General features: G+C 41.6%; 23 protein-coding genes. 1 reads left to right on the top strand and 22 read right to left on the bottom strand.

All coding sequences use genetic code 11. From position 1 onward, the window contains the following. Window positions 1-15: 15 nt before the first annotated feature. From ACTNB8_RS07090 to cysK, 22 genes are all read right to left on the bottom strand, one after another. A complete protein-coding gene (locus ACTNB8_RS07090; RefSeq protein ID WP_441053490.1) occupies window positions 16-684 on the bottom strand; it encodes a Fic family protein in 669 nt (222 codons plus the stop codon). A 450-nt stretch (window positions 685-1,134) separates the two neighbouring features. Beyond that, entirely contained in the window at window positions 1,135-2,826 is a 1,692-nt protein-coding gene (locus ACTNB8_RS07085) for a sulfate adenylyltransferase subunit 1 (RefSeq protein WP_441053488.1), read from the bottom strand. Beyond that, window positions 2,827-3,729 (bottom strand): sulfate adenylyltransferase subunit CysD, encoded by a 903-nt coding sequence (gene cysD, locus ACTNB8_RS07080; RefSeq protein WP_441053486.1) that lies wholly within the window; start codon window positions 3,727-3,729, stop codon window positions 2,827-2,829. A 14-nt stretch (window positions 3,730-3,743) separates the two neighbouring features. Further along, window positions 3,744-4,055, bottom strand: coding sequence for a 4Fe-4S dicluster domain-containing protein (locus tag ACTNB8_RS07075; RefSeq protein WP_441053484.1), 312 nt, complete (start codon window positions 4,053-4,055; stop codon window positions 3,744-3,746). Then, window positions 4,036-5,730, bottom strand: a complete 1,695-nt coding sequence (locus tag ACTNB8_RS07070; protein WP_441053482.1) for an adenylyl-sulfate reductase subunit alpha — start codon at window positions 5,728-5,730, stop codon at window positions 4,036-4,038. Before ACTNB8_RS07070 ends, ACTNB8_RS07075 begins: the two co-directional genes overlap by 20 nt. Before the next feature lie 11 nt (window positions 5,731-5,741). Then, entirely contained in the window at window positions 5,742-6,161 is a 420-nt protein-coding gene (locus tag ACTNB8_RS07065) for a M67 family metallopeptidase (RefSeq protein ID WP_441053480.1), read from the bottom strand. A gap of 610 nt (window positions 6,162-6,771) precedes the next feature. Continuing rightward, window positions 6,772-7,578 (bottom strand): HesA/MoeB/ThiF family protein, encoded by an 807-nt coding sequence (locus tag ACTNB8_RS07060; protein WP_296155340.1) that lies wholly within the window; start codon window positions 7,576-7,578, stop codon window positions 6,772-6,774. Continuing rightward, window positions 7,578-7,787, bottom strand: coding sequence for a sulfur carrier protein ThiS (gene thiS, locus ACTNB8_RS07055; protein WP_296155342.1), 210 nt, complete (start codon window positions 7,785-7,787; stop codon window positions 7,578-7,580). The genes ACTNB8_RS07060 and thiS overlap by 1 nt, the downstream gene beginning before the upstream one ends. Before the next feature lie 261 nt (window positions 7,788-8,048). Then, the gene (locus ACTNB8_RS07050; protein WP_441053478.1) at window positions 8,049-8,366 is read right to left on the bottom strand and encodes a thioredoxin family protein; all 318 of its coding nucleotides are present in this window, start codon (window positions 8,364-8,366) and stop codon (window positions 8,049-8,051) included. A 1-nt stretch (window position 8,367) separates the two neighbouring features. Continuing rightward, window positions 8,368-8,616: a sulfurtransferase TusA family protein gene (locus ACTNB8_RS07045; protein ID WP_015542534.1), complete on the bottom strand. Its 249-nt coding sequence runs from the start codon at window positions 8,614-8,616 to the stop codon at window positions 8,368-8,370. Next, complete coding sequence (locus ACTNB8_RS07040; protein WP_441053476.1) at window positions 8,609-9,472, bottom strand: 4Fe-4S binding protein; 864 nt, start codon at window positions 9,470-9,472, stop codon at window positions 8,609-8,611. The genes ACTNB8_RS07045 and ACTNB8_RS07040 overlap by 8 nt, the downstream gene beginning before the upstream one ends. A gap of 1 nt (window position 9,473) precedes the next feature. Next, window positions 9,474-10,712 (bottom strand): O-acetylhomoserine aminocarboxypropyltransferase/cysteine synthase family protein, encoded by a 1,239-nt coding sequence (locus ACTNB8_RS07035; protein ID WP_441053474.1) that lies wholly within the window; start codon window positions 10,710-10,712, stop codon window positions 9,474-9,476. 199 nt (window positions 10,713-10,911) lie between these two features. Then, a complete protein-coding gene (locus ACTNB8_RS07030) occupies window positions 10,912-11,343 on the bottom strand; it encodes an RrF2 family transcriptional regulator (protein WP_441053472.1) in 432 nt (143 codons plus the stop codon). Between the two features lie 764 nt (window positions 11,344-12,107). Continuing rightward, window positions 12,108-13,166, bottom strand: a complete 1,059-nt coding sequence (locus tag ACTNB8_RS07025; RefSeq protein WP_441053471.1) for a sulfate/molybdate ABC transporter ATP-binding protein — start codon at window positions 13,164-13,166, stop codon at window positions 12,108-12,110. Continuing rightward, a complete protein-coding gene (cysW, locus tag ACTNB8_RS07020; RefSeq protein ID WP_441053469.1) occupies window positions 13,166-13,990 on the bottom strand; it encodes a sulfate ABC transporter permease subunit CysW in 825 nt (274 codons plus the stop codon). Before cysW ends, ACTNB8_RS07025 begins: the two co-directional genes overlap by 1 nt. Continuing rightward, window positions 13,990-14,826 carry a sulfate ABC transporter permease subunit CysT gene (gene cysT, locus ACTNB8_RS07015; RefSeq protein WP_441053468.1) on the bottom strand — a complete coding sequence of 279 codons (837 nt, stop codon included), beginning with the start codon at window positions 14,824-14,826 and terminating at the stop codon, window positions 13,990-13,992. Before cysT ends, cysW begins: the two co-directional genes overlap by 1 nt. A 19-nt stretch (window positions 14,827-14,845) precedes the next feature. Continuing rightward, window positions 14,846-15,868, bottom strand: coding sequence for a sulfate ABC transporter substrate-binding protein (locus ACTNB8_RS07010; RefSeq protein WP_441053466.1), 1,023 nt, complete (start codon window positions 15,866-15,868; stop codon window positions 14,846-14,848). Window positions 15,869-16,108: 240 nt separating this feature from the next. After that, entirely contained in the window at window positions 16,109-17,263 is a 1,155-nt protein-coding gene (locus ACTNB8_RS07005) for an ATP-binding protein (RefSeq protein WP_441053464.1), read from the bottom strand. A gap of 130 nt (window positions 17,264-17,393) precedes the next feature. Beyond that, window positions 17,394-18,470, bottom strand: coding sequence for a LacI family DNA-binding transcriptional regulator (locus ACTNB8_RS07000; protein ID WP_441053463.1), 1,077 nt, complete (start codon window positions 18,468-18,470; stop codon window positions 17,394-17,396). Window positions 18,471-18,568: 98 nt separating this feature from the next. Continuing rightward, entirely contained in the window at window positions 18,569-19,012 is a 444-nt protein-coding gene (locus tag ACTNB8_RS06995) for an Rrf2 family transcriptional regulator (protein WP_296155360.1), read from the bottom strand. Next, window positions 19,013-20,323 (bottom strand): O-acetylhomoserine aminocarboxypropyltransferase/cysteine synthase family protein, encoded by a 1,311-nt coding sequence (locus ACTNB8_RS06990; RefSeq protein ID WP_296155362.1) that lies wholly within the window; start codon window positions 20,321-20,323, stop codon window positions 19,013-19,015. It abuts the gene before it with no gap. 75 nt (window positions 20,324-20,398) lie between these two features. Next, window positions 20,399-21,331 carry a cysteine synthase A gene (cysK, locus tag ACTNB8_RS06985; protein WP_441053460.1) on the bottom strand — a complete coding sequence of 311 codons (933 nt, stop codon included), beginning with the start codon at window positions 21,329-21,331 and terminating at the stop codon, window positions 20,399-20,401. A gap of 222 nt (window positions 21,332-21,553) precedes the next feature. Here cysK and ACTNB8_RS06980 point away from each other — a divergent pair, with 222 nt between their 5' ends. Continuing rightward, a complete protein-coding gene (locus ACTNB8_RS06980) occupies window positions 21,554-22,342 on the top strand; it encodes a sirohydrochlorin cobaltochelatase (protein WP_441053458.1) in 789 nt (262 codons plus the stop codon). Window positions 22,343-22,389 lie beyond the last annotated feature (47 nt).

Here is a 22,389-nt window from a genome sequence, read left to right as displayed (position 1 = left end):
AAAATAATTACCCCATTAAAATTGTATCCCCTGAATTGCATTTTCATATAAAAACTGTTTTAACTCTTTACTGTTTCCTGTATTATAATAATCCAGAAGTAATGAATTAAACTGTTCCATATATTTATCAGTAATCGTCATTATACCGGCTCCTGCAGAAACCAGTATTTTATTTGCCAGCATCAGACTGGTTCTTTTGTTTCCGTCCCAGAAAAACTGCCCTCTTGTTCCCCATGTAAAAGCTTCCAAAGCTTTATCTGTAACTGTAGTAACTGTATCATTCAGAATTGTTTCAAATTCGGTCATTACTTTATTTTTTTCGGGAACCGGCGGTTCATAATCTGTTCCTGAGATTCCTACCATTCCTGTACAAAGTTTTCCCCATTCAAGTGCCTCATTTCTTGCGATATATTCATTTAATTTGCACCAGTATTCAAACGTTACAGGTTCTTTTACGGTTCCAAGTAAAAATTTCCAGGCATCACGCATATTTAAAATTGCCTGGATATCATCAAGCTGCACATTTGGTACATTTACACCATTTAAAATTGTCTGTGTCTGAGAGAATGTAACCCCCCTGTTTTCCATCTTCATTCCACAGTAGACATTTTCATCCCATTTTTTCTTTGCCAGAAACAGGCTCTGCTGTTCTGTCAGATGATACTTGTCTTCAAATTCAGCCACCCTGCATTCACCTCCTGTTCATGAAATATTTTTCATATATTCTTACAGACCATACTACTATTCTTACAGACCATACTACCATAAAACTATTTTTCAGTAAACTCTGACATCGGAATTCGTATAAAATGCCTATTTCGATGCCTGATATTCTATGCAAGTAAATTATCCAGCATCGGGAAATTTAAAATTTGGTAGAATCGATGCCGAAAATTACGAAAGCTGAGATATCGGGCATCGGAATTCTTGGAATTAAGTAGAATCGATGCCTGGAATTGCCGAAAACAGACATTTCAGGCATCGGAATAGAGAATAAACGTCTGATTCGATGCTTTTGCTCATTAAGTGGAAAAATATAGCATAAAGAAAAGCCCACAGCATTTGCCATGGACTTTGTCTGTTATTTGGCCAAGCGGATATTCGCAATTGAAGCAGGGGACTTACTTGGTTCGGTTAAATCACCCAGAAATTGTCTGTGCAGACAATCTTTCTATAGGTTTCAAATCTGAACCACTTGTTGTGGAGTTCGGAACGGTTCTCAGCTGTCACTTCTTTTGCCTCTTTCAGGAACTGTTCCAGGTCGGCTTTGTTCTTCACAAGCAGAGCCATTCCTCTTTCATCTACAACCGGAAGGCCTGAGTAATGATAATTATCCAGTGTAATGATATCTTCTACTTTGCTGTCTCTGATCAGCACTGCCGCACCGTCTTCTACAGAAAGAATATCAAAGTACTCAGGATATTTGAAGCTGTCTCCTGCAACTTTAACTTCATCACCTGCATAATATGTTTTTCTGTCGGAGTTTGCTTTTGCAAGCATTGCATTTTCAAGATTGAAATAAAATTCCTCAAATACATATCCGCCAACCTTGATTTCGTCCTTCTGAAAATAAGGTTTTTCATCATCTGTCTCTACTGTTTCCAGTACACCACATGCTGATGTCATGTGGCTGACACGATCAATGAGGATCAGCTCTCCCAGGGTTTTGTGTTTCTTAAATTCATCAAGGACAATCTTTTCGGCAAGTTCAATCTCGCAGAGTGCGATCTCATTTTTTTCGATATATTCAGCATTCAGATGCTCTCCTGTGTTTACATCCACTTTATACTGAATGCTGCGGATAAATCCCGGAATCTTCTTGGTTCCAAGTTTTACAAGATATTCTTTACCTAAAGTAAGTTTACTGTCATCCATCCAGAGAAGTGTTGCCTGGAAACCTTTTGCAACAGGAATATCTGCTTTGTCTGTAAGAACACAGCCACGGCTTACATCTACTTCTCTGTCCAGCTGGATCGTCACTGCCTGACCTGTAACAGCTTCCTCTACGGTTTTATTTCCGTTAAGAAGAGATTTTACAGTAGCAGTTTCATTGCTTGGAAGTGTTGTGATCGTCTGTCCGACTTTGACGCTGCCACTTTCAATCTGCCCCTGAAAACCACGGAATTCATGGTTTGGACGGCAGACTCTCTGTACCGGCATATAAAATCCTTCTTCTGTTTCTGTCTCATCTACATCAACTGTTTCCAGATGATTCAGAAGAGTTTTTCCTGTATACCACGGCATGTTTTCGGATTTAACAGTAACGTTGTCACCTTCTGTTGCACTGACTGGAATGATCACCACATCCTGAAGACCCAGACTTTCGGAAAGTTCATTGATGTCTTTTACAATCTCATTAAATCTTTCTTCGCTGTAATTCACAAGATCCATTTTGTTTACTGCAAATACAAAATGATGAATTCCCATAAGTGCACAGATGCGGCTGTGACGTCTTGTCTGTACCAGAACTCCCTGTTTCGCATCTACAAGAATGATGGAAAGCTGTGCAAAAGAAGCACCTACTGCCATGTTCCTTGTATACTCTTCATGCCCCGGTGTATCTGCAACAATGAAACTTCTCTTGTCTGTTGTAAAATAGCGGTAAGCCACATCAATGGTGATTCCCTGCTCTCTTTCTGCCATCAGTCCGTCAAGAAGAAGAGAATAATCAATCGCTCCACCTCTGGAACCCACCTTACTGTCAAGGATCAGGGCTTTTTCCTGGTCTGCATAAAGAAGTTTGGAATCATAAAGTATATGGCCGATCAGTGTGGATTTTCCATCATCCACACTTCCGCAGGTAATAAATTTCAGTAAACCACTCATCTAGAAGTACCCCTCTCTCTTTCTCTTTTCCATGCTGGCTGCACCGCCGTCCTGGTCGATCACACGACTGGTACGTTCTGATTCTACAGAACTCAAAGTCTCATCAATGATTGCATCCAGTGTATCTGCGTCAGACAGAATACCACCTGTCAGTGGATAGCATCCCAGCGTACGGAAACGTACTTTTTTCATTTCCGGTTTTTCACCTGGTTTCAGACGCATACGGTCATCATCAACCATAATGATATTTCCATCTCTGTAAACTACCGGACGCTCTTTTGCAAAGTAAAGAGGAACAATCGGAATATTTTCTCTTTTTATGTACTGCCAGATATCTTTTTCTGTCCAGTTTGAGATTGGGAATACACGAATACTCTCGCCTTTATTGATTTCAGTATTATAAAGTTTCCACATCTCCGGTCTCTGATTTTTTGGATCCCAGGCATGGTTTTCGTTTCGGAAAGAAAAGATTCTTTCTTTTGCGCGGCTCTTTTCCTCATCACGACGTCCACCACCAAAAGCAGCGGTAAAACCATATTTGTTGAGGGCCTGTTTCAGAGCCTGTGTTTTCATAATATCTGTATAAGCGGAACCATGGTCAAATGGATTGATACCCTGTTTCACGCCGTCTTCATTGATATATTCCAACATTTCAATTCCAAGTTCTTTTGCTGTTTTGTCACGAAATTCAATCATTTCTCTGAATTTCCATGTTGTATTTACATGCAGAAACGGGAAAGGTGGTTTTTCCGGATAAAAAGCCTTCAGTGCCAGATGAAGCATAACTGAGCTGTCTTTACCAATGGAATAAAGCATAACAGGTTTTTCACACTCTGCAGCCACTTCCCGGATAATATATATTGCCTCTGCTTCCAGTTCATCTAAATGTGATAATCCGCTCATAACAATCTCCTGTACTAATATTTATTAGAATTTCTTCTGTCAACACTAATGACCATTTCACTGCCGTCAGCTCTGGTAATATTCCAGTTAAGAAGATCACCCCTCCGGGCAACATTCATGGTACCTCCCATTCCGCCGATGTCTGCGCCAAGATAAAATTCTATGGCTCCTGTTTTGCATTCTTTTACGCAGGATACGCAGCCCCAGCAGTTTCTGGGATATTTCATTACTGCTTTTTTATCCATGATCTGAATCAGTGTGCCCGGACATACTTCCTGGCATTTTCCGCAGCCGACACACCTGTCTTCACGAATTCGTATGCTCATAAGTATCCCCCTTTACCAGATCCCTGAACAGAATCTTTATCTTACCGTTTTCCATTCTGGAATTTACATATTTATCAAAATCTTCTTTTGTTTCCGGATAATCCAGATTTTCATTAAAAGAATGCCATCTGGTTTCTTTTCTGTTTTTCAGATGTTCGATCAGCACCTGACAGACAAGAAGTCTTTCTTTCAGTTCGTATGCAAAAAGCAACTCATGCATATCCTCTGCCCCTGTCTTATCTGCAAGCTCTGTCAATCTTACGATTTTTTCTTCTGCAAGATCCAGCTGCTTTTCGTTAAACTGATAATTGCTGGAAATTCCTCCTGCATATTCATCCATGACTTTCTGCATAGCCTCTTCCAGTTCATCAATGGAAAACAGAGTATTTTCTGCATTTCGTATCTTTTCATATCCGTCCAGAATCTCTTCCGCTTTTTTGGCGAGAGAAACAGGCTCTTTTTCCCCGGAATGTTTCAGCTGCTCCACAATTTCCAGAGAAGCGATCTTGCCCTCTGCCAGAGCTCCTGTCACATATTTTTGAGGACATCCTCCTGCAACATCTCCTGCTGCAAAAAGTCCCTGAATCGTTGTTTCTCTGTTTGTGTCCACCCAGAAACCGCTTGCTGTATGACCTCCTACAATGTAAGGCTCTGTTCCCTGGATTTCCACGTCCTGCTCGCTGGGCATTTTGCCACTTTCGATCCATTTCAGTGTCTGACTTGGTGCCATGTTCAGATATGCTTTCAGAAGATCCTGATCCTGTTCTTCTGTGATACCGGAAGTCTTAAGATAACACGGTCCGTGACCCAGCTGATTTTCTTTTACAGTTCCATATACACGCTGGCTTGTTGTCAGTCCGTAAATCTGTTCATAAACTTCGCCAAGGGAATTGACCTGTTTCGCTCTCACTCCCTGTGCAATGGTTCCTGTAGGTGCAATGGTATCTTTGCATCTGAGAGCAATAAAACGCATCTCAAAAGTAGTCATCTCAGCACCGGAGCGGATTCCCATAGCATATCCGGCCCCCGTGTTAAATGGAGGATACCACATCTTATGTCTGGAAAATCCCGGATTATTTGGTTTGTAAAGACCTGCCGCACCACCGGTAGCGATAAGTACCTTTTTTGCATGGATCACATAGGCAGTTTCTTCCATAATGGAAAATCCTACAGCTCCGTATACTTTGTTATTTTCAACAAGAAGATCTGTGATATTGACGTAATTCAGTACATCAACATTTTGACTCTTGTGTACTGCATCCGCCAGAAGCGGTTTGAAGTTCTCGCCATTGATCTTAATGTTACGATTACCTCTTGCCACATATTCTCCGTTTTCATCTTTGAGGATTACAAGGCCAAGATCTTCCATATCTTTTGTTACTTTATTAAATTCTTCTGCCGCTGTAAGAAGAAGATCGTTTCTTACAATGCCTGCTGCGTCATTTGTCGCATAATCCACATAATCCTGCGGTTTGCGTCCTTTTACAATATAGGCATTGATCGCATTTACGCCAGCCGCAAGACAACCACTTCTTTTGATATTGGCTTTTTCTACGATCAGTACAGAAGCCTCCGAATTCCTGCTGACTGTCAGCGCTGCATAACATCCTGCTGTTCCACCGCCGATGATCAGTACATCTGTATGTAATGTTTTAATCTGTAAAGGAGCTTTCATCCTGATGTTCCTCATTCCTGTATTTCTATTTCATGAACTGTCACATTTTTTTCTTTGTCGATACCGAAGGATTTCAATACCGGATGTCCTTCTTCCATAAGTGAAAGGATCATGTATTCAATTGAAGGATCAAATGCCAGACGTTTGTCCTCTTCAGACGGACGTGATGGAGATTCCGGATGTGAATGGAAATTTCCGACAATCTTGTATCCGTTAGCTCTTGCGTCTTTCAGTGCCGCAAGCTGTTCTTTCGGATCCATGGAAAAATGTTCTCTGCTGGCATCTATATTAGTAAGAAGGTATACTTTTGTAACTGTGACTGTATCGTTTTCTTTTGTCCCTGCAAGGAGGCCGCAGGATTCATTCGGGAGGCCAGCTGTGCAGTGGGATAAGATTGTATTATAGTCTGAATTCTTCAAAACAACTTTCATAATTTTCCTCGTTCTTTTACAGGGTGTTATATGACGTATGTGTAATGATCAATCCGCCGAAGACACGCTTTCGCTGACTTCGACTGGTAACGGTACGTAAGTGACCAAAATACGGTCACTAAGTACCGACCGTCTCAGATCATCTTCTTGCGTATTGATTCATTCACACACTGTATACTCCTGTAAACATTTTTGCTCGGTGGTTCGCTTCGCTAACTTCAAGAATGCCTCTGCATGCTTTGTCCATGCGAAGCTGTATATTTTGCAAGTAATTGTTGATATTCTATATTACATACTGACAATTTAGTTACTGTTCACAGGTAATATTCCGCGAGGTGTTTTGCCATGAATATGGCAAAATCCCGAGACATACGGGGCAAAATCCCATCACCGAAGGTGATTTGGAATGGATTTTGACCAAGTTGCTGTGAACGGAGTGAACAGTAACACAATTCACAGTGTGCTGATCAACAGTATCATGAGGAGATGATTTGAGACGGCCGGTACTTAGGGAATGTTTTTTGCTCCCATAGTATCCGCTGCCAGTCGAAGTCAGCGAGAGCGTGTCTTCGGGTGAACTGTTTATTCAGCACACGTAATATTACAGTAATTACATGTGCATGTCGCATTCAGCCTGTTCGTAGTCGATCAGTTTGGTGATGGTCGGGTGATCGCCGCATACAGGACATTTGTGGTTTGTTGGAAGTTTAACTGTATGGAAAGTCATGGATAATGCATCATATGTAAGAAGTCTGCCTGTAAGAAGTTCTCCTTTACCGATGATGTATTTGATTGCTTCCATTGCCTGAAGACTTCCGATAACTCCACCCATTGCACCGATTACCCCAGCCTGTTTACAGGTCGGTACTGCGTCCTTCGGCGGCGGATCTTTGAATACACATCTGTAACACGGACCTTCTCCCGGCACATAGGTCATCAGCTGGCCTTTGAATCGAATGATTCCTGCGTGTGAAAATGGTTTTTCTGCCATTACACAGGCGTCATTAATCAGGAATTTTGCCGGAAAGTTGTCGGTTCCATCAATAATAAAATCATAATCTTTGATGATATCCATAATGTTTTCGGAAGTGATAAATTTACGATATGTATTTACTTTTACGTCCGGATTGATCGCCTGCATGGTTTCTTTTGCAGATTTGACTTTTGCCTTGCCCAGATCGTTGGTTGTATGAATAACCTGACGCTGAAGATTAGAAAGATCAACCTCATCTGCATCTGCGATTCCGATAGTTCCTACTCCTGCTGCTGCCAGGTACATAGCTGCCGGGGCTCCCAGTCCGCCTGCTCCGATGATCAGAACACTGGAGTTAAGAAGCTTTTTCTGTCCTTTTGCTCCAACCTCTTTCAGAATGATATGACGTGAATAGCGCTCTAACTGTTCATTGGTAAATGCCATTATCTAGCTCCTCCTCCCATGAAATACAGAAATTCAATTTCATCACCATCTTTAACTTCTGTGGTCTCAAATGCTCCGCTTTCTACGAATTCGTCATTAATGGTTACCGTTACATACTGAGGTGTTTCTACATTCTCTTTCTCTATCAGTTCTTTTACTGTAAGTCCTTCCGGGTATTCTTTTTTTTCTCCTGCTACTCTGATAAACATGATGTATAATCTCCTTCTTATTACAAATTTAGTATGAATATTTAGCCTAACTCAGTGTGCTGATTAATATTTCCTGAGAAGATGATCTGAGACGGCCAGTACTTAGTGACCGTATTTTAGTCACTTACGTACTGCTGCCAGTCGAAGTCAGTGAAAACGTGTCTTCGTGAGGAAATATTCATCATGCACACGTCAATTACTAAATATACTCCTCATGCACACATCAATTACTAAATATACTCCTCATGCACACGTCAATTACTAAATATACTCTTCAAACAGTGCTTCAATATCTTCCGGCTCTTTAAGTCCGACAACCTTCCCTTTCTGCTCTCCATTTACAAAAGCGATCACCGTCGGTGCAGACATAACTTTATATTTTGCTGCAAGATCCTTATCGTAATTTACATTTACTTTATAGATATAAATATTATCTTCGTTTTCATCTTCGATATCCCCCAGAATACCTGCCATCTGTTTACATGGAATACAGGTATCTGAATAAAAATCAACAAGCACAGGCTTATCTGCTTTCAGAACTTTTTCTTCAAAATTGTCTGCGTTGATTCTGAGTGCCATATCATTCATCCTCCACTTTCTTTACGATAAGGGTAAATGTATCATCTCCGTTATCTGTAAGTTTGAGAATCTGATGTCCCTCTTCTTTAATGCTTCTTGGAACGTTTTGTACCGGTTCTCCGTTATTCATGCGCACTGCCAGTATCTGTCCGTCATCCAGTTCTTCCAGCGCTACTTTTGCTTTGACAAAAGTCACCGGACACACAACATCTGTGATATCTACTGTATCATCTATTTTATAATCAGCCATCATAAGCTCCTTTCAGTACTTCGTACAGTTTATCTTTTCCAACTCTGTCAATTGTGAATTTAAATCGCTCTCCCGGCTTTGCATTATCTGCAAAGAACTGGATTGCTGCATCTGTCACACGGAACAGCTGTTCTTCAGAAGTGATCAGTGGAAGGAATTCTTCTCCTCTGCTGATATGGTTTCCAAATGTACCCCCAAATGATACAAGAAATGCTTCCTGAACATCCCATGCATCTACAGGACAGGATTTTGCACAACGTCCGCAGTAATTACATTTGTCATAATCAAGAACCAGTTTATCATCCTGGAAGGAAATTGCTTCTTCTCTGCAGGCTTTTTCACAGACACCACAGTGGATACATGCATCTTCTTTCCATTTAATCTCTGCTGCTCCTTTAATTCCGACATCATTTTCTTCTGCTTTCAGGCAGTTGTTCTGACAGCCTGTAACTCCAAATTTAAATTTGTGAGGAAGTTCTCTTCCGAAGTATCTTTCATTTAATTTTACTGCAATGTCGTAAGTGTTAATGTTTCCACTTGGACAGACGGCATTTCCCTGACACGCCGTCACAGTTCTTACCCTCGGTCCGCAGACACCAGGTTTGCAGCCACCTTTTGCAAGATCAGCAGTTACGTCATCAATATCATTCAGCTTGATAAAAGGTATCTCAACTCCCTGTCTGGAAGTAAGATGTACATAGCCATCTCCATATTTATCTGCAACCTCTGCAATCTTTCTTAAGTTTTCTGCTGTCAGTGCACCACCCACACAGGCAAGCCGGAGTGAAAAATTATTTTTCTGTTTCTGACGCATAAATCCGCCTTTTTTAAGGGTAGCATAATCTACTTTTGCCATTTTATTCTTCTCCTTCTATTACTCGTTTAAAGTCATTTTTTAGATCTTCAATATTTTCAATTCCAACACTGATACGTATCATATCATCATATACCCCTGAAAGATTTTTTTCTTCCTCGGTAAGATGTGCTGCGATGGTACTTGACGGATGAATCACAAGTGTTTTCGTGTCACCGATATTTGATACCATCCAGGGGATTTTCAGTTCGTTGAGAATCTTAAATGCTCTTTCTTTGCTTCCGGTTCTCAGTGTAATGATTGCTCCAAATCCACCATGAAACTGTTCTGCTGCAATCCTGTGATATGGATGTTCTTTAAGTCCGGGATAGGAAACTGTAATTCCATGTCCAAGTCCGTTCAGGAACTCCGCCAGCTCCATGGCGTTACTACAGTGACATCGCATTCGCAGTCCAAGAGTTTCAAGTCCCAGATTATTAAGGAAAGCATTCTGAGGTGCAAGGCAGGAACCTGTGCTTCTGAACAGTCCGTTTCGAAGTTTTGCCAGATAAGCAAATGGGCCATATTTCAGGAAAGGTGCCATACCTGGATATTTTTCTTTATCCCATTTAAATCTGCCTCCGCAAACAAGTATACCACTGATTGCGTCACTGCTTCCATTAATATATTTGGAAGACGAATGAATCACCACATCTGCTCCAAGTTTCAGCGGATTTACAAGATAAGGAGTAGCCACTGTGTTATCTATCAGAAACGGTATTCCATTTTTATGTGCAACTTCTGCCACACCTCTGATGTCTGTCACATCAAGTTTCGGATTTCCGATTGTTTCTGCAAATACAGCTCTTGTCTCCGTAAGTATTGCTTCTTCAAAAGCTTCCGGTGAATTTTCTCTGACATAAGTGGTGCGGATACCATATGCCTTAAGTTCTTCGAGAAGTTCTACAGTTCCTCCATACAATCCTGCTGCTGCAACAATGTGATCTCCGCTTCTTAAGATATTCATCAGTGCATTGTGCAGGGCTGCCATTCCGGAAGAACAGGCTACACTTCCGATTCCACCTTCCAGTTTTGTCATTCTTCTTTCAAATGATTCAATCGTAGGATTATTGATTCTCGTATAGGAATATCCCATTGTTTTGTTTGCAAATATTTTTTCCAGTTCTTCTGCTGTCTCGTGACGGAATGCACTGGACTGATAAATCGGAACCTGAGTGGCACCGAAAGGATTTTTATCTTCTGATCCATGAAGCAAAGTTGTGTTAAAACCGTATTCTTTCATTTATGTATGTACTCCTTATTGCTTCTCGTGTTGTCTTTGTTGTTGGTATTACTATATACCTATAAACATACCATGTCAATAGGTATTGTATGTTTTTTCCATTTTTTTGCTTTTTTGCTTTTTTGCTTTATTGGAACATTACGAAGTAATTTCCTATAAAAAAATCGTCTGTACGTGTTGTACAGACGATTTGGACTGATTATATAACATAGTCTCCCATATCAGTATTCTGTTCCAGAAGATCCTGAAGTGTGATCCCGTCAAAGTATTCATTTATAACTTTGTAGCAGCCTTCCCACATTTTAAGTGTCTTACAGGTTGTTGCTCTTTCGCACTGATTCGGCTGATCCTCAAGGCAGGCTACCGGTGCAAGGGAACCTTCTGTCAGCCTCAATATGCTTCCGATAGTATACTGTTCCGGTGTTCTGGCAAGTCGATACCCGCCCCCTTTACCTCTCAGTGCTGTCACAAATTTCTGTTTACTGAGCACAGAAACAATCGATTCCAGATATTTTTCTGATATTTCCTGCCTCTTTGCTATATCCATAAGTGGAATATATTCTCCATTGTTATGTTCTGCAAGATCCAGCAATACACGGATCGCATAACGTCCTCTTGTTGATATTTTCATATAAATCCCTCCATAAACCTATCATACCACAAGGTTTTTAGGAATACAACCTTGAAATATTTTATACGGGTCCCCGTATATGAGAGGAACCCCCTTTGATAAACACAGGTATATTAACCGCTTACGCTTGAAAGATACAGAAAACAGACTGCCGGATACCGCTGTGATTCCTGATTCGATTCGGGCACTTATTTGCTGCCATTCGCCTGCAACTCGCCTGCGGCTCAGACAGCGGCTCGGTGGCAGCAGTTAGCCCAAATCTCATTGACGGAATCTGTACAGCAGGTACCCGGACAATTCTGTTATTCTGATCTTTTCCAGCTGTCTTTCGGATTGAACTCATTGTTTTATCGATGGTTTTCTCTCACATGCACCCCATATCTGTTAGCGCTACACCACACAGCGTAGCGAACTGCCGCAAACATGCAGAAACGATGCTGGTCTGAGTGTGGTGAAAGTCAATGCACAGCCGGAGAGATTACAGAAAAGCTGGGTTATCCGGACGGTAAGTGAGATTCCGTCGTAAAATCTGAGTCCGCTGCTGCCACTGAGCCGCTGTCTGAGCCGCAGGCGAGTTGCAGGCGAATGGCAGCTAACAGGCGGTACGAAGATTGCACAGGAATCGTAACGTGTCCGGGGATCCACTTTTCTGTAAGAAATACCGGCGTCACTCCTCCCCCTCAGGCCACTTTTCTGCCCGGCAATGTCAAGCGGGAATTCGCAATCCGCTTCGCTACTTGCTCATAACCGAATAACTGATTCGGTTAAATAACCAGGTAATCTTCTCTTGTAGAACTATTCTCCAGTGCATACACCTGATTTTCTTTTACCACAAAAATTCTCTGTACAAACACATCAACTTTCTCACCCTGTTTTACCATCGGCTCGTCCAGTCCACGTTTTGCAGTGAGAATTACATCTCCCAGTCTCACCTGTAATTCAAAATAGCTTCCCCTGAACGCTACACGAAGGACTTCTCCTTCGGAAGCAGAACTTCTGTACTTCTGTACTTCATTCTTTCTGGTTACTTTTACAAATTCCGGTCGTACAATAGCATATTCAGCTCCCGGTATATCATCAAAATAGTGAAAAATATGATAGTCCTGTACTGTCGCAGCCTGCCCGAAGAAGGATGCACTGAAAGCTGTTTCCGGACTCTGATAAACTTCTACCGGACTGCCTTTCTGTTCAATGTGTCCCCGGTTTGTGATGATGATCTCATCTGCAACTTCAATAGCTTCATCCTGATCATGGGTAACAAAAATACTTGTAATCCCAAGCTGCTGTATCATATCTTTCAGCCAGGTACGAAGCTCCTGACGTATCTTGGCATCAATGGCCGCAAATGGTTCGTCCAGCAGAAGAAGCTGCGGATTCGGTGCCAGTGCCCGGGCAAAAGCCACTCGCTGCCTCTGACCGCCTGACAGCTGACTCGGGTATCTTTTTTCAAGTCCTTTCAGTCCAATCAGTTCAATCAGCTCTGCTACTCTTTTTTTAATATAAGATTTTTCTGCTTTCTGTACTTTCAGTCCGAACGCAATATTGTCATACACTGTCATATAACGGAACAGTGCATAACTCTGAAATACAAATCCGATTCCGCGCTGACTTGCCGGAATATCGTTGACTACTTTTCCATCAATGATGATCTGTCCGCTGTCCGGCTGTTCCAGACCTGCGATCATACGGAGAATTGTTGTTTTTCCACTTCCACTTGGTCCCAAAAGTCCAATCAGTTTTCCTTTTTCAATTCCAAAAGAAACATGATCGGATGCTTTATAATCCCCAAAAGTTTTATTGATATCTTTTAATTCTACGTACATCAGGCTTCCTCCTTTTTCCCTTTATGTTCCATTACACTTCTGATGATCAGAAGAATCACTGCCATGATCACCAGAATTGAAGATACGGCGAAAGCAGGAACATACTGAAACTCATTAAACAATATCTCGACATGAAGAGGCAGTGTATTTGTCAGTCCGCGGAGATGTCCGGATAATACAGAAACTGCTCCAAACTCTCCCATTGCTCTGGCTGTACAGAGGACGATTCCATAAAGAAGTGCCCACCTGATATGCGGAAAAGTTATTTTTGAAAAAATAGTCCAGCCTTTTGCTCCCATAAGTGCTGCCGCTTCTTCTTCATCTGTTCCGACAGATTCCAGTACAGGAATCAGTTCTCGATATACAAATGGAAAAGTAACAAATACTGTTGCAAGAATAATTCCCGGAACTGCAAATACGATCTGGATCCCCGCATTCTGTAAATACGGATACAGAATGCTCTGCTTTCCAAACACAAGCAGATAAATAAGTCCGGCAATAACAGGTGATACCGTTACAGGTACATCGATCAGTGTTGTAAGAATCTTTTTACCTCTGAACTGAAATCTTGTCACTGCCCAGGCTGCACAGAGGCCCAGGACTGTATTACATATAACTGCTGCCAGTGTCGCTTTCAGAGTAAGAAACAGTGCATCAATGGTATAGGGATCTGTCACAGCTTCTATGTATATCTGCCAGCCTTTTTTCAGTGCTTCTGTAACAACCACGCAGAGAGGCATCACCAGCATTACAAAAAGAAAAAGTGCGCTGATTCCGATCAGAAAATATTTTAGCAGTTTTGATTCTGTTTTTTTCGGTTCCATCAGGCATTTCCTCCTCTCAGTCTTTTTGAATTACGTGCCTGCATAAGATTCAGCAAAAACAGCAGCAGGAATGATATCACCAACATTACAAGTGCAATAGATGTGGCACTTTTGTAATCATATTCCTGAAGCTCTGACATAATGATCAGTGGTGTGATCTCTGTCTCAAATGGACGATTTCCTGCAATAAACACAACGCTTCCATATTCTCCGAGGCACCTTCCAAAAGCAAGTCCTGTTCCCGTAAGAAGAGGCGGAAGAAGTTCCGGAAGTATAACTCTTCTGAAAATATATCCGGGTTTTGCTCCCATTACTCTGGCTGCTTCTTCATAAGAACCGTCCAGTTTTTCAAGCACCGGCTGAACAGCCCTTGCCACAAACGGGATTCCTACAAAAATCAGAGCAAACGTAATTCCCACTTTTGTATAGGCAATCTTAATACCGAATCTGGCAAAAAAACTTCCGATCAGTCCGTTATCCGAAGTAAGAGATGTCAGTGAAATACCCGCCACTGCTGTCGGAAGAGCAAATGGCAGTTCCAGCATACCGTCCATGATTTTTTTACCTGGAAATTCATAACGCACCAGGACCCACGCAATGATAAGTCCCATAACTCCATTAATAAGAGATGCAACCAGTGCGGTAACAAAACTCACATAAAAACTGGCCAAAACTCTTTTTCTTGTAATAACTTCAAAAAAATCTCTCAGTCCAAGCTGTGAAGAATAAATAACCAGCGAAGCCAGCGGAATCAGAACTACTATACTCAGCATTGTTAAAGTCACACCCATAGTAAGTCCAAATCCGGGGATTACTCTTTTTTTACTTTTTTTCATATTCCGTCTCACCTCTTATTCAACTCCCATATATCTGATCAAAAATTCCTCCATCTGCAAAATGCTTCTGCTGCACTTCCTTCCAGCCGCCAAAATCCTGAATCGTTTTCAGTTTCATATCAAGATCAAAGACATCTGCATATTCCTGAAGAATTTCTTCATTAACCGGCCTGTAGTAATTTTCTGCTGCAATTCTCTGCGCATCATCAGAATAAAGATATTTCAGATACTCTGATGAAATTTCCTCCGTCCCACGGCTCTCTGCTACTTCATCTACAACCGCCACCGATGGCTGTGCCAGAATGCTGACCCCAGGATTTATAATTTCAAACTCTTCCGGAGCATCTTTTACAGAAAGATACGCTTCATTTTCCCATGCGATCAGAACATCTCCCTGTCCGTTTTCCACAAAGGATGTCGTGGCACTTCTCGCCCCGGAATCAAGAACTTCTACATTCTGATAGAGTTTTTTTATAAAATCCTCCATCTTGTCTTCCTGACCATTATACTTTTCCTCTGCATAAGCCCATGCAGCCATATAATTCCATCTTGCACCGCCTGAAGTCTTGGGATTTGGCGTGATCACTCCCACGCCGTCTTTTGTGAGGTCATCCCAGTCCTGAATATTTTTCGGGTTACCTTTTCTTACAAGAAAAACAATTGTTGAAGTATACGGAGCACTGTCATCCGGAAGTTCCTGCTGCCATTCGGAATCAATCATACCGGCTTCTTCAATCGCATTTATATCGTATTCCAGAGCCAGAGTCACGACATCTGCCTGGAGTCCATTCACTACTTCAAGTGCCTGCTTGCCAGAGCCGCCATGTGACTGAATGATGTCAATATCTTCTCCTGTTTCTTCTTTCCAGTGTTTCTGAAAAATTTTGTTATAAGATTCGTACAATTCTCTTGTGGGATCATATGATACATTTATGATGTGGGTATTGGATACTGCTCCTGCATCATAGGAACAGACCCCGACTGCCACCGCAAGTCCAATAGCAGCAATACAGCATCTGGTTCTGATTTTTCTGTTTGCCATAATACCTCTCCTCGTCTATATGTAAAAAACACCTTTTATGTATATAATCTGTGTTTTTTTGATTTAAAGGCATTATATACCAATTAACATACTTTTTAAATATGTTTATAAGAAAACGTTTGCACAGAGTCTGATTTACTTGCAAAAAGCATAAAAAATCCCCATGAGCATGCCTGTATATATCAGGTAACCCACGGGGAAATCACTCTTCTGTTTCCTAACTGTAATGGTGCTGAACAGTTATTTTTTTTCATCGTAATAAGTATCAAGGAAATTATGTCTTACACCATCCTGCTTATATCCGATCACTGTATTGAGATTTACATTTTCCACGCTGCGGAAAATATTATATTCGATAACAGGATCCTTCTGCGCAAGTTCATGGATCAGTTCCTTGATCTCAGCTCTCTTGGAGCCTTTTTCTGTTCCGCCGCAGGAAGCACAGTGCTCAGTGAAACGGCAGGCACACTGGATAAAATGAAGATCGTTATAATTTGCCCAGTGGATAATATCAGCCTCACGGATAAGATAAAGTGGTCTTATCAGTTCCATTCCCTCGAAATTTGTGCTGTGAAGTTTCGGCATCATTGTCTGAACCTGTGCACCGTAGAGCATTCCCATAAGAATAGTCTCGATCACATCATCATAATGATGTCCCAGTGCAATCTTGTTGCAGCCCAGTTCTTTTGCCTTACTATAAAGATATCCTCTTCTCATGCGCGCACAGAGATAGCAGGGAGACTGTTCTTCAGATGCAACAATGTTAAAAATATCTGATTCAAATACTGTGATCGGTACATTGAGGATTTTGGCATTATCCTTTATGGTCTGATAATTGATTTCATTATATCCTGGATTCATTACGAGGAAAACAACCTCGAAATTCTTCTTACCGTGACGGGATAGTTCCTGAAACAGCTTTGCCATCAGCATGGAATCCTTACCACCTGAAATACATACCGCTATTTTGTCCCCATCCTGCACAAGTTCATACTCCCGGATTGCTTTTGTAAAACGTCTCCAGATAGGTTTACGGAATTTTTTGATAATGCTTCGCTCAATATCTTTTGTTCTCTGTTCGGCAGCATTGGGCTGTGCCATCATTCTCATTAATTTAACTTTCAGCCAGGCACGGTATCCGCTTTTTACACTATAGATCTCGTATCCTTCTTCACTGAGTTCTTCCGCAATCTCCTCACTCTTCTGTCCTGAATAGCAGATCAGATATACAGGGCAGTCCCTGCGGACTTCATCTTTATGTTCTTCAAATTCTTCCCAGTAAATATTCACTGCACCGGGATAAGTTTCTTTTTCAAAATCTTCTTTTTCACGCAGGTCAATAATCTGTTTTTCTCTCGTATCCTGTTCTAATTCTTCAATCGTTCTAATACACATGTCTTTTCCTTCATTTCTAACATCAACGTAATGTAATCCAATACCTATGAATTGTTCCGTGCTCTGCACTCTCACAATTCTACCATTTATGAGCAAGCTCATATGGTTTTCAGACTTTTTTAGTCTGGTATTATATAATATAATCGCTCCAGCAGCAGTCTTCTACATGTGAGCAGCTGTTCCTCACCATAAGATGACCTGCCAGTTCCATACGGACCACGCCATTATGTCCGCCCTTCATTCTGTCCAGAAGAAGATACAGCGCAAATTTTCCCATTTCTTTCTTTGGCAGACCGACAGTTGTAAGCATAGGTTTCGTAAACTGGGCTTCCTCTATATCATCACTTGCTATAACTGATGGAGTAAAGTAAAGATTTCTGCATCTTCCAAGATATTTCAGTATACCAACAGCCGAAATATCGTTTGCGCAGTAGATTCCTGTCGGACAGTCTTCTGATTTCAGCAGACGCTCCATTGCCTCATAGCCTTCTTTTTCCGTCTGATCAGTCTCTACTACATATTCCGGGATCAGATCCAGACCATTTCTTTTCAGCGTGTCAACATAGCCGACATATCTTTCTTCATTCCTGCAGCTTCCAACATAACCGATATTCCTGTGTCCAAGAGATATCAGGTGCTCCACTGCCATAGACGCTATTTTTCTGCCGTCACACAACACCTCATCTACCTCATAGTTTGTTGAATTACGGTTTACCGATACAACACTGCGGTATTTTCTGTTTAATTTTTTCAAAGCTTCAGGGTTGCATCTTCCTATGATGATAAGTCCATCCTGCTTTCCTTCCGTCTCAGTATACATGCGTTGAATGATCTGGTCAAGATTTTCTCTTCTGCACTTTCTGTCGTCTGAAAAAAGTGGCATATACCATACCTTTGAAAGTATACAGTTATGTTCGTGGATCTCACTTTCGACTACTCTTAAAAGTTCTGTAAAAAAAGGGTCAGTCCTTGACTCATCTGTCCTGGTCATCAGAACATTAATAAACCATACTCTGCTTTCTTTTGCCAGTGTACCTTTTTTCAGGTTTCTGGCTGCCTCATTTGGCACATAATTCATCTCCATTGCAAGATCCCAGACTTTTTCCCGGAGCCCCGGCACTGAACATTTGTAATCCGGGCGGTTCAGAATCCTTGAGACTGTTGAAATAGAAACTCCTGCTTTTTCTGCGATTTTTTTTATAGACATGTGTACTTCTCCAATCAAGCCGATATTTACAAGCCATTTTTCTATAAAAGCAGAACCGGCGGCCCAGGCATCAGCTGCCATGAACCCCCGGTCCTGTTTTATATATAATACATTTCCTGTGTATTGTAATGGTCGGAATAATATTCCCCCATCTGTGCCAAAGTCAGATTTGACAGAATCTGATCAAGTTCCTGATTGACGGAATCCACCACCAGTTTCTGAATCGTATCAGAGATCCCTCTGTAACTGCTTTCCGCCAGAGCATCCTCATCCTCAAGATGATAGCTGCCTTCCAGTGCCTCTACCACGGATGCAACAGTAATCTCGCCAGCATCTTTTGCCAGATTATATCCTCCCTGGGAGCCTTTGACACTTTTTACAATGCCCATTCTTCTGAAACATGCAAAAATGTGTTCCAGAAACTGCAGAGAAATATCATTTCTCTCAGCTATGGTTTTTAAAGCTACCGGTGTGCTGGACGGCTGTACAGCCAGATCCATCAGTGCAGTGAGACCATATCTGGTTTTTTTACAAAATTTCAATTACTGGATTGCTTTAAAAGCTTCATCCAGATCCTGGATAATATCATCGATATTTTCTGTTCCGATAGAAAGACGGATAGTATTCGGTTTGATACCCTGATCCAGAAGTTCTTCTTCTGTGCACTGGCTGTGTGTGGTGGTTGCCGGATGGATTACCAGTGATTTAACATCTGCTACGTTTGCAAGGAGTGAAAACAGTTCCAGATTATCGATAAAGTCTTTTGCTGTCTGAGCATCTCCCTTGATCTCGAATGTGAAGATAGAGCCGCCGCCATTCGGGAAATATTTCTTGTAAAGTTCTTTCTGACTTTCATCTGTTGTTACAGACGGATGATGAACTTTTTCTACCTGCGGATGATTGTTCAGGTACTGAACAACTTTCAGTGCATTTTCTACGTGACGTTCTACACGAAGAGACAATGTTTCGAGTCCCTGAAGGAAAATGAATGAACTTACAGGAGAAATAGTTGCTCCTGTATCACGGAGAAGAATTGCACGGATCTTAGTTACAAATGCTGCCGGTCCGCATGCTTTAGTAAAGCTGATTCCATGATAGCTCGGGTTTGGCTCTGTCAGGGATGGGAATTTTCCAGAAGCTTCCCAGTCAAATTTACCGCCTTCAACAATAACACCACCGATTGTTGTTCCGTGTCCACCAATGAATTTAGTTGCAGAATGAACAACAATATCTGCACCATATTCGATTGGCCTTACAAGGTAAGGTGTTGCAAATGTATTGTCTACAACAAGCGGAATCTGATGTCTGTGTGCAATCTGTGCGCACGCCTCAATGTCAACTACATCTGAGTTCGGGTTTCCAAGAGTCTCAATGTAAAGAGCTTTTGTATTGTCCTGGATAGCATTTTCTACTTCTTCAAGGTTGAATACATCAACAAATGTAGTAGTAATTCCGTATGCCGGAAGTGTATGTTCCAGAAGGTTTGTTGTTCCACCATAGATATTCTTAGCTGCTACGATATGGTCGCCCTGCTGAGCCAGGTTTTCGATCGTATATGTAATAGCTGCTGCTCCGGAAGCTACTGCAAGTGCTGCTGAACCGCCTTCCAGTGCTGCGATCCTTTTTTCAAAAACATCTTCTGTCGGGTTTGTCAGACGTCCGTAAATATTACCTGCATCTGCCAGTCCGAAACGTGCTGCTGCATGATCACAGTTACGGAATACATAGGAAGAAGTCTGATAAATCGGAACTGCTCTCGCATCTGTTACCGGGTCCGGACTTTCCTGTCCCACATGGAGCTGAAGTGTCTCAAATTTAAATTTTCTGTTTTCTCTGGTAATTTTTTCACCCATTATTGGTATCCTCTTTTCTTTTTTTCGTCTGGCGCAAGCTCTGCTCCCGCCGCAGTTTATTGTATATTAAAATGATTATTCTGTAAATAATGCTGTTGAATAATATCTGTCACCTGTATCCGGAAGAAGCGCTACGATTGTTTTACCTTTGTTTTCCGGACGTTTTGCCAGTTCAATTGCCGCATGAAGCGCTGCGCCTGAGGAAATACCCACCAGAACGCCCTCTTTCTTTGCAAGAAGTTTGGCTGCTGTGAAGCATACTTCATTATCAACCGGGATAATTTCATCATAAATCTGTGTGTTCAGAACTTCTGGAACAAATCCGGCTCCGATACCCTGAATCTTATGCGGGCCGCCTTTTCCTTCAGAAAGTACAGGAGATGTTGCTGGTTCTACTGCTACGATCTTAACATCAGGATTCTGTGATTTCAGATACTCACCTGTTCCTGTAAGTGTTCCGCCAGTACCTACACCAGCTACGAAGATGTCAACTTTTCCATCTGTATCTTTCCAGATTTCAGGACCTGTTGTTGCTTTGTGTGCTGCCGGGTTTGCCGGGTTTACAAACTGTCCCGGGATATAACTGTTCGGGATTTCTTTTGCAAGTTCATCAGCTTTGGCGATAGCTCCCTTCATTCCCTTGGCACCTTCTGTAAGAACAAGCTCCGCGCCGTATGCTTTCAGGATATTTCTACGTTCAATACTCATTGTTTCAGGCATTGTAAGAATGATTCTATATCCTTTTGCTGCTGCGATAGATGCAAGTCCGATACCTGTATTTCCTGAAGTTGGCTCAATGATAACGGATCCTTCTTTAAGAAGACCTTTCTCCTCGGCATCATCGATCATTGCTTTTGCAATTCTGTCCTTAACGCTTCCGGCCGGATTGAAGTATTCCAGCTTCGCAAGAATAGTTGCTTCCAGTCCAAGTTCTTTTTCTACATTAGTAACCTCCACCAGGGGAGTGTTTCCGATCAGTCCTAATGTTCCCTTATAAATGTTTGCCATGGTGATTTTCCGCCTTTCTGATTATTATATGTATTTCGTTTTCCTATTAACATACCTCTTTGATATGTTTAGTATGTTATACCTTTATACCATAAATGTCAATAGCTTTATGGAAAAAATTCGAACTTTTTTCCAGTTGTTTTTTCGTTTCTGAATTCTTGCCTATACCCTGTATCTATAGTATAATATTAAAATTGTGCATACGTTCCGGAGGATGTTATAATGAATAATAAGAAAAAAGCAATCCTGGTGGTCAGTTTCGGCACCAGTTACACCGAAGCACGCATTGCTTCCATAGAAAAAATCGAGCAGGAAATCGCCACTGCATTTCCCGAATATGAAATTTATCATGCCTGGACAAGCAAAATGATCCTTTCTGTCCTCTACAAAAGAGAAGGACTTATTATTCCTACTGTAAAGGAATCCATGGAGCAGATAATCCAGGAAGGAATCACTGAACTTATTGTTCAGCCAACACACATTCTGGATGGTATCGAAAACAACACCATGAAAGAAGAAGTTCTTTCTTATAAAGAATATTTTCAGTCGGTTGTCTTTGGTGCTCCGCTTCTTTCCACGGAGCAGGATAAACTCTCTGTTATAAAGGCTATAGCAGATGAATTTTCGAATCTGGGATCCACTGATGCTCTTGTAATGATGGGACATGGAACCTCTCATAAAGTAAATTCTGTCTATACACAGCTTAATAAGGATTTTAAATCCATAGGATATCCGAATTTCTTTCTTGGGACTGTAGAAGCAGATCCGACCATCCAGAATCTTGTTACAGAAGTTCAGGCCTTTCACCCGTCAAAGGTTATCCTGACCCCTTTTATGATCGTTGCCGGAAACCATGCACATAATGATATGGCAGGTGCCGAACCTGATTCATGGCTCTGGCAGTTCAGAAATGCCGGAAACCAGGTCTGTCCTGTATTAAAAGGGCTGGGTGAATATCCCGGAATACGGGCGGTGTTTATTGAACATATCCAGGAGGCTATCAATAGTTAAAAAAAGGGCTGTCTATTTCCCGACAGTCCCTTGAAATCGTGCTTTAC

Origin of the sequence: Blautia sp. HCP28S3_G10 (assembly GCF_052065235.1) — a bacterium.
In the GTDB taxonomy this organism is placed as follows: Bacteria; Bacillota; Clostridia; order Lachnospirales; family Lachnospiraceae; genus Blautia_A.
Note: the sequence above shows the minus strand (reverse complement) of the source record. Positions and strands in the feature narration are given on the sequence as shown.